We start from the raw sequence: 12,043 nt of genomic DNA on the forward strand, positions 1-12,043 counted from the left end.
CGCGGGCCTGGAGAGTCCGTGGGCGTTTGCCCGCCAGGGTTCAAATCCCTGCCCCGGCGCCAAAATCCTTCTGCCCTTCTACATTCGGCCAGGACCTTTACAAAAGTAAAGGTTGATGTGGCCGGGAGGAAAACTTTATAACTCCCGTCCCCAACTCCCTCTGTACACATCAGTGCTGATGAACTTGAATGTTCATTGGGGTGGTTGAGGTGGAGAAAAAACTCAAGAAAAAACTCGCTGCAAAACCCCTCAATTTTGAGTCATTTTTCTCGGAAAAAGCCCTCGGGATGAAGGCCTCCGAGATTAGGGAGCTGTTAAAGCTCGTTGAGACGAGCGACGTCATAAGCCTCGCCGGAGGGCTCCCTGCCCCGGAGACGTTTCCGGTTGAGGTCATCAAGAAGATAACGGAAGACGTCCTGACGAACCACGCCGACAAGGCCCTCCAGTACGGAACCACGAAGGGCTTTACGCCACTCCGCCTTGCACTGGCCAGGTGGATGGAGAAGCGCTACCGAATACCGATGAGCAAAGTGGAGATAATGATGGTGGCTGGAAGCCAGGAAGCCCTCGACCTTTTAGGGAGGGTATTCATAAACCCCGGCGACGTCGTCATCGTCGAAGCACCTACCTATCTCGCCGCTCTCCAGGCCTTCAACTACTACGGCCCCGAATTCGTTAGCATACCAATGGACCACGATGGCATGAGGGTAGACGTCCTGAGGGAGAGGCTTGAGGAGCTCAAGGGGAAGGGCAAGCGCGTAAAGCTCCTCTACACGGTTTCAACGTTCCAGAACCCAATGGGCGTCACCATGAGCCTCGAAAGGAGGAAAGAGCTCGTAAAACTCGCGGGAGAGTACGACTTCATCATAGTCGAGGACAACCCCTACAGCGAGCTCCGCTACTCCGGTGAACCGATCCCGCCGATAAAGCACTTCGACAGCGAGGGACGCGTCATATACCTCGGGACTTTCTCAAAGATACTCGCCCCCGGACTCCGCCTCGGCTGGGTCTCGGCTCACCCCCACTTCATCAGGAAGATGGAGATAGCCAAGCAGAGCATAGACCTCTGCACCAACACCCTCGGCCAGGCGATAGCCTGGAAGTACGTTGAGGAGGGCTACCTCGACGAGCACATACCGGAGATAATCGAGTTCTACAAACCGAGGCGCGATGCTATGCTTAAAGCCCTTGAGGACTTCATGCCCGATGGGGTGGAGTGGACGAAACCGGACGGGGGCATGTTCGTTTGGGCAACCCTTCCGGAGGGCATAAACACCAAGACCCTCCTCGAGAAGGCGGTCTCGAAGGGGGTCGCCTACGTTCCAGGGGAGGCTTTCTTCGCCCACAGGGAGGTCAAGAACGCCCTGAGGCTGAACTTCACATACGTCCCGGAGGAGAAGATACGCGAGGGCGTGAAGAGGCTCGCCGAGGTTATAGGGGAGGAGCTCAGAAAATCCAGCTCCCAATAGTTTTTTAGTCCCTTCTACCTATTTGTTGAACGGTGATCCTTATGCGACCCATTATAGCGGTAGTCTCCAGTGGCCGGGAGGATCTGAAATCAGGGCCTGTCTCAAAGCACATAGAGCTCGTGAGGGAGAGCGGCGGGACACCTGTTATCTTCTTGGCAGGGGGGGACCCGAGGGACGTCTGCGAAATAGCCGACGGCATACTGCTCACGGAGGGGCCAGACGTTCACCCCTACTTCTACGGGGCCGACCCATCGCCTTTCCTGAAGACTGCGGACTACGACCGGGACAAGTTCGAGATAGAGCTCTTTAAGAGGGCTTTTGAGATGGAGATACCGGTTTTAGGCGTTGGGAGGGGAATGCACGTCATGAACGTCGCCACGAACGGAACCCTCTACCAGGATCTGACGAGGGAGATCCCAAAGGCGATAAAGCACGACTGGGATCCAAAGCTGGTTGACCCGTCCCAGAGGCTCCACAGCGTCCGCATGAAGACCGGCTCGCGCCTCTACGAGATGGTCAAGGACGATCTGAACGTCTCAAGTACGAACGAGGTCTTCATCCAGGTCAACAGCTTCCACCACCAGGCAGTGAAGAGGGTCGGCGACGGGTTCAGGCCGGTCGCCTTCTCAATAGACGGAGTGGTGGAAGCGATAGAGATGGGGGAGGGCTTTTACATCGGCGTCCAGTGGTGCCCGGAGTTCCTTCCGGAGATGAGGGGTATCTACCGCTCCTTTATCTCGGCCGCGAGGAAAAGCCAGCTCAGGAGAATAGAGCGTGAAAGCATTGAGGTTAAGTCAGAGGGGAACGAGGTGTGAGCCGTCGCAGGTTGGGAAGGAGCGGTAGCCTTCACGGCACGACCCAAAGGTGATTCCCTTCTCCACTATCTTTTTCTCGGCTTCCCTGAGCAGCTTGAACCTGAGCCCTCTGGGAAGGTAGTAGTAGCCACCAATCCGCTCTCCCCGTTCGTAGAGGGGCCAGAGTTTCTCCATAAGGCTTGGAAACTTCGCGAACATCCTCTTCTTCGAGTCAGGCCTCAGCTTGAGGGTCGAGACGGTTATATGGCTAACGAAGTCGAGGGCAGAGAGGGTTTCGTCGAAGTCCTCCCATGTGTAGAAGGGAATTATCGGGTCTATGCGCGCGTAGACCGAAATTCCGGCTTCCTTGGCCCTCTTCAGTGCCCGGATCCTGGCCTTTGGCGATGGGGCGTTCGGCTCAAGGAGCCTCGCCTTTCCTTCATCAACGGTTGTAACGGTCACCCCAACTGCGCACTTGAGCTCGCTCAGAAGGTCTATATCGCGCTCAAAGATGTCCGACTTGGTCAGGAGGAGGCACCTGACGTCATGGCGTTTGAAGAGCTGGAGAACCTTCCTCGTGATTCCAAGTTCCCGCTCAACCGTTGGGTATGGATCCGAGGAGTAGGAAAGGGCTATTATGAAGCGTTTGTCGAACTTTCTGAGTTCCCTCTCCAGCTTGGGGAGAAGGCCCTCCTTGGTTCTGACTTTGAAGGCCTTTGGGATATAGCTCGTTATGTAGCAGTAAACGCACGCGTGGTCGCAACCGGTGTAGACGTTCAGGGTGTACTTGAAGGGGCAGGTGCAGAGCTTTGACTTCCACGGATCGAAGGGCCTTATGTACATGATTCCACTTGGGGAAGGACTTTTAAAGGGCTTTCCTCATTACCCCCGGTGGTTAAGGTGGGGGAGCCGATAAAGGGAAGGGTTGAGTGGTTCAGGGACTATCAGTTCGTGGGGAGGATCGAAGGAGATAAGTGCTCGGTCATACTCGGGGAAGGCGGTATAAGCCCGATGCGCCTCCTTCTCCTGAGCGTCGCCGGGTGTACGTCCTACGACGTCGTTACGATACTCAAGAAGATGAGGGAGCCCATAGAGGGTCTTGAGGTAGAGATAAGCGGTGAGAGGCGGGAGGAGCACCCCCGGATTTACAATAGGGTTCACATCCACTACAGGATCTACGGGAACGTGAGGGAGGAGAAGGCCAAAAGGGCCATAGAGCTGAGCCAGGACAAGTACTGCTCGGCGAGCGCCCACGTGAAGCTCAGCGGTGCGGATTTAACGTACTCGCTGGAGATAGTTCCGGGAAAGGGTTAGCCTCTGGCTTTCCCACCGTTACTTTTTTCTCCCGAAGGCCTCGCCCTTCAAAGTGGGGAGGAGGTCAGAATTTGGCGGCAGCGTGGAGGCTCTGAAAGCGCCCACTGGAACCGCGGCTTATCAACCGCCTCGCAATCCCGCGCTCAAACCGCACCCACGAGACTGGCCTTTAGGGCTCGTGCTGAAGATGAGAACCCTTTTAAGCTCCCCGTTCAACGGGGGTTGGTGTTCGCCATGCGCGGTGATCTGATCAGGGTTCTGAGCAGTATCGAGGAGAAGGCAAACGAACTCAAACTCGACGGTTACAGCCCGGACGTTGTTCTCATGGGGCGTGAGGCGTACGAGTTCATGAAAGAGCAGGTGAGGGAAGAGTTCGGCGGCGATGAGGAGCTCCTTGAGCTTTCTGGCCTCAGGGTGAGGCTTCTTGACGAGCTCGGCGGGGACGCGGTCGTTGCCGACAGCGCGAGCCTTGGCTTCGAAGGGGGCGGCGCAAAGAGGATAAGGGTCATCCAATGAGCCCGAAGACCCTCCCGTCCCTCATTGCTACCCTCAGCCCGGAGAGGGCGAGCAGGCTGAGGGAAACGGCCACCACATCCGCCAGGCTTCCCGGGTTCCTTAAATCTCCATTCTCCCGTAGGAAGGCATCGAGCTCCTCCAGCTTAAGCCTTCCCGCGAGAACCTCGCCTGCCTTCTCCCTGACGAGCTCCGCTTCCCTATGGCCGGCTTTCCTCGCTATTAGGGTGTCCTCCCTCTCGGCCATCAGCTCGACGAAGGCCCTTACAACGGCCTCCTCGAAGGGCAACTCACCCAACAGCTCCATGAGCCTGTCGGCCGTTTTGTATGACAGACTGTAATCATCGAGCCACTCACAGAATACAAGCTCGCGCTCGCAGCCGATCTCGGCGAGCTTCCAGAGGTTCACCCTGTCGGCGAAGAGCTCCCTAAAGGAGCCATCGGCGTAGACGTCGTACTTGACCCCCCGGGGCAGGCCCTTGGGCCCGGCCGCCCTGATCGCCCGGTAGAGCTCCATCGTGTCCCTGACGGTCGATTCCCTGAGGAGAAGCCTCGCCTTTTCCCGCGCCTCCGCAACGTCCCTGGCCATTGAGAGGCCCATTATGAGGGGGATCGAGAGCGTGATTACACCGAAGTTTGGGTTGGCGTCCTGAACGCTCCTGGAGCCCTCCACGGCCCTTCTTATCAGCTCCCCGATCCGGGCCTCGTTCGGTGACAGGAGGCCCCTTCTCAGGAGCTCCCCGGTTTTTGCGGCCTCGTGGTAGAGGGGCAGAACCGCGGTGCTGGCGGCGATGAAGTGGTATAAAGTTAGGTCTTCGAAATCGGCAAAGCGGTTCACGTTGCCTGGTTTTGGAACGGCCGCCTCAAGCAGGGGCCCCATGATAAACGCTTTAACTATCCTCCAGAGCTCCATTCACAGCACCCATCTAAGGATGGAGAGGGGGTATAAGAATGCGACGGTCGCCCGGGCAACTCACCCCTTTCCCTTCACCCTTAGAATCCTGTAGATAGCCACTAAGATCAGCCCCAAGAAGGCCCAAACTGAGTAGTTGACCCAGGAGGAGGGGATAAAAGCCGCGTTGTAGAGGAGCACCGCCGTTTCCAGGAGGGTCACGCCGACGGAGAGGAGGGTGAAGAGCTCGGCGGCCCTCTTCCAGCCAAGCCTGCTGAACCTCAGAAGGGGGGCGAAGCCCGGCTCCCTCAGGAGGTAGGTCATCGCTATCAAAATCGGCTGGATGAGGAGGGGGAACAGGAGGATCCCAACGGTTTTTGAGGCGAAACCATTCGGCTTTCCAGAGGGACCGAAGTGTACGGCAACCTTCCCCGGAAGCCTCTCCCAGAGAGTTGCTGCGAGGAGGAGGTAAGCTAACAGAACGAGGAGCTGGAGGATGAGGTAGGGCCTCACATCGATCTCGATCGGCTTTTGGGGCTTTTCGGGGGCCTCTGTTGAGAGCTCCTCAAGCTCGTAGGCCCTCTTTGCCACCGCCGTCCCGAGGGGTATAAGGACAAGCACCCCCGCGAGCATAATGAGGACGAATGAATTTGGCGCCACGCCTATGAAAGCCAGAAAGAGCAGAAAGAGGGAGAGCCCGGTTATGAAGAGCCCAGCAAAGGTGTTGGCCTTCCTCCAGGCGAAGTCGGACTGGTAGGTGTAGCCGATCCTGAAGCCAACTAAGGAGTTCCTTCTGTTCCTGAAGGCAAGCGTCAAGAGCCCTGAAAGCAGAAGGACTATGGATATCGACACCTCAAAGGAGTTCATTCCGCTCCCCCCATCTTTTTTAAGACCTCCACAATGCCCTTTACCTCATCCCCAAGCTCCTCCAAAACGTCCCTTCCCAAATCTGTGAGGCGGTAGTACTTCCTCGGCCTGCCGCCGACCTCTGCCCACTCGTACTGAACTAGGCCGAGCTTCCCGAGGCCCTTAAGGATGTCGTAGAGGGCGCCCTCGCTGGGCACGATTTTCCCACCGCTCATTGCCCCCAGCTTCTTCCGTATTGCGTAGCCGTGGAGCTCTCCCTCCCTCTCAAGGAGAGAGAGAATCAGGTAGGAGTAAAGGCCGGCGCGAAGCTCCCTTCTGATCTTCTTAAGGGCCTTTTCCCTCTGATTTCCGAACAATTCTCTACCACCTCACCCTCCGCTCCCGCTCTGCCTTTGCCTGGGGAAGGAGTTTGAGGAGGGGAAGGGAAGCGATCCCGAGGGTGGTGTATGTGACGACCAAGATCCAGGTGGAGGGTGTGTACTGCCAATACAGTGCCATGGAATCCGCCGCCCAGTGCACCAGGAAGGCCAACAGGAACGCCCTTTTTCCCCAACCCCTCACGTGGGAGTAGGAAAACAGGCCCGCGGTTGAGGAGTGGAAGAGCAGGGCGAGGAACCTCTCAAGGGCCGATAAAAGAGAGGCCGAGCCAAGGAGGAGCGTTAGGAAGCCGATGTAAAGGGCCTCGGTGAGACCGAAGCCGGAACCGATGTATATGGCATCGCGGAGGTTCTTTCCGCGGGCGGAGTAGTATTTGACCCCCTCCTGGATTAAACCGGCTACGAAGCCCCCCCAGAGGATCGTTCCGAGGGAACCGGCGACTCCGAGGTAAGCGGGAAGTGATTGGAGGGGGGATTGAACGGCGATGGCTATCAGAAAAATTGCGAGCCCGAAGAGGACTTCAGCGACCCCGAAGCGCTTCAGGTAGAGCCAGATTAAGAGGAGGGCGGCGATGGCACCTGCGAGGGGATAGAGGACGGCCGGTGTTAGGGTTATGGAAAAGCCCTTGAGGTGAAATCCCTCCACCCTGCCGTCCCTCACGGTGATGGTAACGGTGTAATCACCCTTCTCTGCGATGACGCGGTAGTAATAGACACGGTAGGGACCCTCCGTTTTCACCCTCAGGAGCTCATAGCCGGTTATGGCGCCGTGCCCCCTGATAAGACCCTCCCTTATAGCCCTGAACTCGCCCCTCGTGAAGGCGGCCTTCATGAGGGGGCTCAGGTAGGGCTCGACAATGGAGTAGTTGCCCGTTTTCAGGGCCTGCATCATCGCCTCCTGAGGTGTGAGGGCGCAGACGGTCCCGGAGAAAATCAGTAGGAAGAGGGGGAAGAGGAGGAGTAGCCTTCTCATATCATTCCCTCTCGACGACGACGGCTGTTCCGAAGGCGTAGACCTCGGCCATCCTCGTGCCGACGTTCGAGGTCATGAAGCGCATTCCTATAACCGCGTTGGCCCCCATCTCCCTGGCGTTCTCCATCATGCGCTGGAGTGCTATCTCCCTGGCCTTCGCCATCATCTCGGTGTACTCCTTAACTTCCCCGCCAACGAGGTTCCTGAGGCCGGCTATTATGTCCCTGCCTATGTGGGTGGCCATGACGACGCCGCCCCGGGCGAGCCCCTTCACCTCCACAACCCTATAACCGGGTATTCCCTCCGTGGTGACGACGGTAAGTTCGTCCATACATCTCACCCCGATGTATCGGACTTCAATGTATAGTTGGGGATGATTCCTTAAAAACCTTTTGAGGCCCCGGGGCAAAAGCTTTTATCCCAAAGCGGTGGAGTATATTTGAGGGTGGGCGATGGAACCGCACGAATTCAAACTCACGGAGGATGGTATAAGGGCCGTCCTTCCCCCCCTTGAGGCGGAGATAATGGAGTACATGTGGCGGGCTCGCGTGGCCACTGCGGGCCAGGTGTACGAGCACCTCAAGAAGGCCCATCCAGACCTCAGGCGCTCCACGATCAGCATCCTTATGAACAGGCTGTGTGACAAAGGGCTCCTCTCAAGGAGCGTTGACCACGGGCGGGGTGGCATGAGGTACGTCTACTCCGTAACAACCAGCAGGGAGGAGTTCGAGAGGAAGGTTGTCCAGCGCATCCTGGACGCCCTGATGAGCAACTTCAGGGAGGCCACCTACGCCTACCTGTCCCAGATGAGAAAGCTCTGAGGGGATACCAATGAGACCGCTGCTTCCCCTGATCACCGCCTTCCTCCTCGCCTACCTCTTCGCGGGCAGGGCGGGTTTTTTAGGCGGGGTTCTCATCCTCGTGAGCGTGGTCTTCCTGGGCCTCCTAATCTCCGCCCTCTCCGGCCCTGAGCTCGTTGAGCTCTCCGATTCCTTCGGTGAGATAGCGGGGAGGATCAAGAACCTCGTGAGGAGGGCGGGGCTAAGGGGGGTTTCAGTCTACGTCCTCGAGGACTACCTCCCAAACGCCTATTCCACTGGGAAGAAGGTCATCCTCTCCCTCGGCCTCTTCGAGGTGCTCGATGAGGATGAGGTGTTAGGTGTTGTGGCCCACGAACTCGGCCACATACGGAACCGCGACACCCTGCTCTTTCCCCTGCTGGCGTATTTCAGGATCTTTGCCTTCGTTTTCCCCTTCGTGATGTGGGCTTTCACAGGTTCTTTTCTGGCCTTTCTGCTCTACATGACCCTGTACATCTGGTTTGAGGCCGAACGCTCCCGCTTCCTGAAGGGCAGAGAGTTCAGGGCAGACGACTTCGCCGTCAGGATACTCGACGTTCCGATGTCCCTCAAGTACGCCCTCGAAGAGCTGAAGAACTACGAAGACCTCATGGTGAGGGTTAAGAAGGGGATCAACCCCGGTATAGAGCCTAAAATCGAGAGGCACGGGAGGGGGAGAACCTACAGGAAGCCGGGCATCGTCTTCTTCCCGACCCATCCAAGCTACGAGGAGAGGATCTTCCGCATAGTTCCCCTCCTCGAAGAGCTCAGGTCCAGGGCCTGACCGGTGGTTGCAATGGGAGTTGAGGTGGTTCTTGACAGGGAGAGGGCTGAGAGGATAAAGAGGATCCGGCCAACGAAGGACGAGTACTTCATGCTGATAGCTAAGCTCGTCTCGCTGAGGGCTACCTGTCCGCGCCTCCGGGTCGGGGCGGTTGCCGTAAAGGACGGCTATATCCTTGCCACCGGCTACAACGGGGCCCCGAGGGGCATGGACCACTGCATAGACGTCGGCTGTCTCATAGTTGACGGACACTGCCACAGGGCCGTTCACGCCGAGCAGAACGTCATTGCAATGGCGGCCAGGAAGGGGATAAGCCTCGAAGGCGCGACGCTGTACGTTACCCACTTTCCCTGCGACACCTGCTTTAAGATCGTCATAAACGCGGGTATAAGGGAGATAGTCTACGAGGAGATGTACCCGAACGAAGCTACGGAGATCCTTCTGAGGGAGGCGCAGGAGAAGGGCATAATAAAGATAAGGCAGTTCAAGCTTCCCAAAGAGCGCGTGAGGCTTTTCCTTGAGGAGCTATTCGGTGAGGACTTTTAATCCTTTCCATCGAGCTTCTTCAGTCTCTCGTTGATCTCCTCGAGTTCTATCGCTATCTTCCTCGTCAGTTCGGTTATCTCCCGCTCCGCCCTGTCTATCCTGAGGTACATGTCGAACATGAGGAGGAATATCAGGCCTATAGAGACCACGAAGAGCGCATCGAGTCCCCTGCCGAGGCCCAGTATATCCTTGACCTCGTAGGATATCCTGACCGGGAATACCGCTATCAGGATGAAGACCGCAAAGATGAGTCCCCAGGATACGAAACCCCTCCAGTCCATCAGGCCCCTCCTGTAGTCTAGGAAGACCTTCCAGAGCAGGTAGAGTATAACAACAATCGCTATGTACTGGGCAACGTACACCGTCATCACCTCAGCTTATCGAACAGCAGGTTGAGGGCTATCTTAAGCCCCTCGAACACGTTCGTTCCCTTTTTCATCGAGTATTCGCTATAAACGGCCCTTATTGGGACCTCAGCGATTTTACAGCCGGCTTTGGAGGCTTCTATGATTATCTCGCTTGAAACCGCGTAGCGGTCGCATGTGATCCTTATCTTTCCCGCGCAGTCCCTGCTGAAGCACCTAAGGCCGCTCTGGCTGTCGCTGACATACTTCCCTGCAAAGAGGGCCGTTACAACGTCCAGCACCGCGTTTCCGAACCTCTTCACAGCGGGCATTTGGCTCACGTCCCCTTTGAGCCTTGAGCCAACCGCGAAATCCGCCCTCCCCTCCGCAACGGGCCTCATAACCCTTATGGCATCCTCGATAAGGTGCTGGCCGTCGGCGTCAAAGGTCAGGATGAGCTCCGCCCCCTTTCTGAGGGCGTAGGAGAGGCCCGTGCCCAGCGCACCCCCAAGCCCCCTGTTCACGAGGTGGGTGAGGACGTGAACCCCCCGCGACCTCGCGATCCCCTCCGTCCCGTCCTTAGAGCCATCGTTCACGACGATAACCTCATCGCGTCTGAAATACCTGAGGAGGTCGTCGAGCACCTTTCCTATCGTTTTTTCCTCATTGTAAGCCGGCACAACGACGTAGGTCGAGAGGAGCCTCTGGAGGAGGCTGAGGAGATCTCCCATCGTATCAACTTCAAAGTCCGGCTCTGCCTCCACGGAAAAGCTCATCCTTCCGGATTCGTGGCCGCTTACAAGGACGGAGATGGCACCGGCCTTCCTCGCAGAGATGACGTCGTACCCATGGTCGCCCACCGCTATCGTCTTCGAGGCCTCCACACCGAGCGCTTCCATGGCGTGAAGGAGCTGCCCGGGGTTTGGCTTGAGCTGATCCGGGGGCACATCATCCCGCGCGATCACGGCGTCTATCATTCCCGCGAGCCCGTTCTTCTCCAGTGCGTAGAGGGCAGCTTCCCTGCAGCTCCTCGTCACGACGGCGGTCTTTATCCCCCTCTCCCTCAGGAAGCCGAGAACCTCAAGGGTTCCCTCAAAGGCGTAGCTCTCCTTCATCCTCTCCACTTCAAGCTCGACCTGGATGGAGTGGAGCTCCTCGAAAGGCATCCCAGTTTCCTTCGATATCCTGATGAGGCTCTCGTACATGGGTGTCAGATCGCCGATGAGTTCCTCCCCGAGCCCCATCCCGAGAAGCCTTCTCCTCAGCTCCTCCTTGATCTCCGAGAATGGTTGAGGGGCGCCTATCAGCGTTCCATCGAGGTCAAAGATCACTGCCCTCACGTCCACTCCTCATCCCCTCCACTGCACCCAGCACTCCTTCGGAGTCTCGTAGATGACCCCCCACTCGATGTACTCCAAAGTGTCCCCGAAGATCCCCTTAATGGAGCCGGCAAAGCTCCTCATGCCCTTCATGTCCTTGAACTCAGCTATTATCGCTATCTGGGCACGGCCGCTGATCCTGTAGACAGACTGGACGTTCTCCCTCTCCGCGAGCCTGAGCACGAGCTTGTCTATCTCGGGCCCCTCCACCTTCAGCCTGAGCAGGAACAGTATCTTGACGAGCCTCCCCAAGAAGGAGTGGTCGACGACCGCGGAGTAGCCGCGGATCGCCCCCAACCCCTCAAGCTTCTCCAGCCTCTTCTTAACGCTGGCCGGCGAGAGGCCAACTCTGCGCCCTATTTCTGTAAGCGTCATCCTCCCGTTTTTGCGGAGGAGCCTTAGTATTTCCTCGTCTTTCTCGTCTATCCCGGCCATCTGCTACACCGCTCCGGAAAAAAGCTCAACGGGTTATCCTTATCTCCCTCATGAGTTCGAGCGGCTCCGGGTGCCTCTCGAAGTACTCCCTGATGGGCTTAAGGAGGTCAATAAGGTAGTCGGCAACCGCGTTCTTGAGGTCGAGCGGGTGGAGCTTTCCTTCCGCGAAGTCCCTCCTCAGTTCCTCGAAGGTGGTGTAGGTAACGTCCCCACCGAACTTGGCCGGCCTGTGAATCGTGAACTCAGTCGGTTCCTCGCGGAAGATTATGTGCTCCGTCCAGTCCAAGACGGGGTTGTATTCGACCTCCTTAGCGGGGCAGAATGCCTTTCTAAGCTTTCTCCTTATCTCCCCCGGGCTGTCGTGGATGAAGACGGCCGAGTAGGGCTTGCTCTTGCTCATCTTCATCTGGGTCTTCAGCTCTTTGAACTGCTCCTCGCTCTCTATCGGCCATACCGGCGGTTCCTGAAGGCCGAGGAGGAGGTGGTGGTGAAGCGCTACCGGCTTGAGCTTTTCGCC

16 protein-coding genes and 1 pseudogene are annotated in these 12,043 nt (G+C 57.4%); 7 read left to right on the plus strand and 10 right to left on the minus strand.

What is annotated here, in order from left to right:
- Positions 1-209 precede the first annotated feature (209 nt).
- Positions 210-1,469, plus strand: a complete 1,260-nt coding sequence (locus MVB78_RS08995) for a PLP-dependent aminotransferase family protein (protein WP_297490505.1) — start codon at positions 210-212, stop codon at positions 1,467-1,469.
- 41 nt (positions 1,470-1,510) lie between these two features.
- Positions 1,511-2,284, plus strand: a complete 774-nt coding sequence (locus MVB78_RS09000; RefSeq protein ID WP_297490518.1) for a gamma-glutamyl-gamma-aminobutyrate hydrolase family protein — start codon at positions 1,511-1,513, stop codon at positions 2,282-2,284.
- Here MVB78_RS09000 and MVB78_RS09005 read toward each other — a convergent pair.
- Positions 2,264-3,106 (minus strand): radical SAM protein, encoded by an 843-nt coding sequence (locus MVB78_RS09005; RefSeq protein WP_297490507.1) that lies wholly within the window; start codon positions 3,104-3,106, stop codon positions 2,264-2,266. The genes MVB78_RS09000 and MVB78_RS09005 overlap by 21 nt on opposite strands.
- Before the next feature lie 57 nt (positions 3,107-3,163).
- On the opposite strand from MVB78_RS09005, the gene MVB78_RS09010 reads away from it, so the two are divergent.
- Together MVB78_RS09010 and MVB78_RS09015 are read left to right on the plus strand one after the other, a co-directional pair.
- Complete coding sequence (locus MVB78_RS09010) at positions 3,164-3,577, plus strand: OsmC family protein (protein WP_297490534.1); 414 nt, start codon at positions 3,164-3,166, stop codon at positions 3,575-3,577.
- Positions 3,578-3,811: 234 nt separating this feature from the next.
- Complete coding sequence (locus MVB78_RS09015; RefSeq protein WP_297490535.1) at positions 3,812-4,093, plus strand: family 4A encapsulin nanocompartment shell protein; 282 nt, start codon at positions 3,812-3,814, stop codon at positions 4,091-4,093.
- On the opposite strand, the gene MVB78_RS09020 is transcribed toward MVB78_RS09015, so the two are convergent.
- The 5 genes from MVB78_RS09020 to MVB78_RS09040 are packed head-to-tail and all read right to left on the minus strand — an operon-like array spanning position 4,083 to position 7,530.
- Positions 4,083-5,003 carry a triphosphoribosyl-dephospho-CoA synthase gene (locus MVB78_RS09020; RefSeq protein ID WP_297490508.1) on the minus strand — a complete coding sequence of 307 codons (921 nt, stop codon included), beginning with the start codon at positions 5,001-5,003 and terminating at the stop codon, positions 4,083-4,085. The genes MVB78_RS09015 and MVB78_RS09020 overlap by 11 nt on opposite strands.
- A 60-nt stretch (positions 5,004-5,063) precedes the next feature.
- Positions 5,064-5,849: a DUF1648 domain-containing protein gene (locus MVB78_RS09025; protein WP_297490509.1), complete on the minus strand. Its 786-nt coding sequence runs from the start codon at positions 5,847-5,849 to the stop codon at positions 5,064-5,066.
- Positions 5,846-6,205, minus strand: a complete 360-nt coding sequence (locus MVB78_RS09030) for a PadR family transcriptional regulator (RefSeq protein ID WP_297490510.1) — start codon at positions 6,203-6,205, stop codon at positions 5,846-5,848. Before MVB78_RS09030 ends, MVB78_RS09025 begins: the two co-directional genes overlap by 4 nt.
- A 4-nt stretch (positions 6,206-6,209) precedes the next feature.
- Complete coding sequence (locus MVB78_RS09035) at positions 6,210-7,199, minus strand: hypothetical protein (protein WP_297490511.1); 990 nt, start codon at positions 7,197-7,199, stop codon at positions 6,210-6,212.
- A 1-nt stretch (position 7,200) separates the two neighbouring features.
- Positions 7,201-7,530, minus strand: coding sequence for a heavy metal-binding domain-containing protein (locus MVB78_RS09040; RefSeq protein WP_297490512.1), 330 nt, complete (start codon positions 7,528-7,530; stop codon positions 7,201-7,203).
- Between the two features lie 121 nt (positions 7,531-7,651).
- On the opposite strand from MVB78_RS09040, the gene MVB78_RS09045 reads away from it, so the two are divergent.
- Genes MVB78_RS09045 through MVB78_RS09055 form a run of 3 tightly spaced genes read left to right on the plus strand, consistent with a single transcriptional unit; the run spans position 7,652 to position 9,368 of the window.
- The gene (locus MVB78_RS09045) at positions 7,652-8,020 is read left to right on the plus strand and encodes a BlaI/MecI/CopY family transcriptional regulator (protein WP_297490513.1); all 369 of its coding nucleotides are present in this window, start codon (positions 7,652-7,654) and stop codon (positions 8,018-8,020) included.
- 10 nt (positions 8,021-8,030) lie between these two features.
- A complete protein-coding gene (locus tag MVB78_RS09050) occupies positions 8,031-8,822 on the plus strand; it encodes a M48 family metallopeptidase (protein WP_297490514.1) in 792 nt (263 codons plus the stop codon).
- A 12-nt stretch (positions 8,823-8,834) separates the two neighbouring features.
- The gene (locus tag MVB78_RS09055; protein WP_297490515.1) at positions 8,835-9,368 is read left to right on the plus strand and encodes a cytidine/deoxycytidylate deaminase family protein; all 534 of its coding nucleotides are present in this window, start codon (positions 8,835-8,837) and stop codon (positions 9,366-9,368) included.
- On the opposite strand, the gene MVB78_RS09060 is transcribed toward MVB78_RS09055, so the two are convergent.
- From MVB78_RS09060 to MVB78_RS09075, 4 genes and pseudogenes are all read right to left on the minus strand, one after another.
- Positions 9,365-9,736, minus strand: a complete 372-nt coding sequence (locus MVB78_RS09060; protein ID WP_366940181.1) for a DUF2304 family protein — start codon at positions 9,734-9,736, stop codon at positions 9,365-9,367. The two genes, MVB78_RS09055 and MVB78_RS09060, sit on opposite strands and share 4 nt — an antisense overlap.
- Entirely contained in the window at positions 9,736-11,058 is a 1,323-nt protein-coding gene (locus tag MVB78_RS09065; protein WP_297490516.1) for a glycosyltransferase, read from the minus strand. Before MVB78_RS09065 ends, MVB78_RS09060 begins: the two co-directional genes overlap by 1 nt.
- A gap of 3 nt (positions 11,059-11,061) precedes the next feature.
- Positions 11,062-11,526: an Lrp/AsnC family transcriptional regulator gene (locus MVB78_RS09070; protein ID WP_297490517.1), complete on the minus strand. Its 465-nt coding sequence runs from the start codon at positions 11,524-11,526 to the stop codon at positions 11,062-11,064.
- A gap of 25 nt (positions 11,527-11,551) precedes the next feature.
- Positions 11,552-12,043, minus strand: a pseudogene (locus MVB78_RS09075) (tyrosine--tRNA ligase); the annotation flags it as partial.

It is taken from the genome of Thermococcus sp. (assembly GCF_026991495.1).
In the GTDB taxonomy this organism is placed as follows: domain Archaea; phylum Methanobacteriota_B; class Thermococci; order Thermococcales; family Thermococcaceae; genus Thermococcus.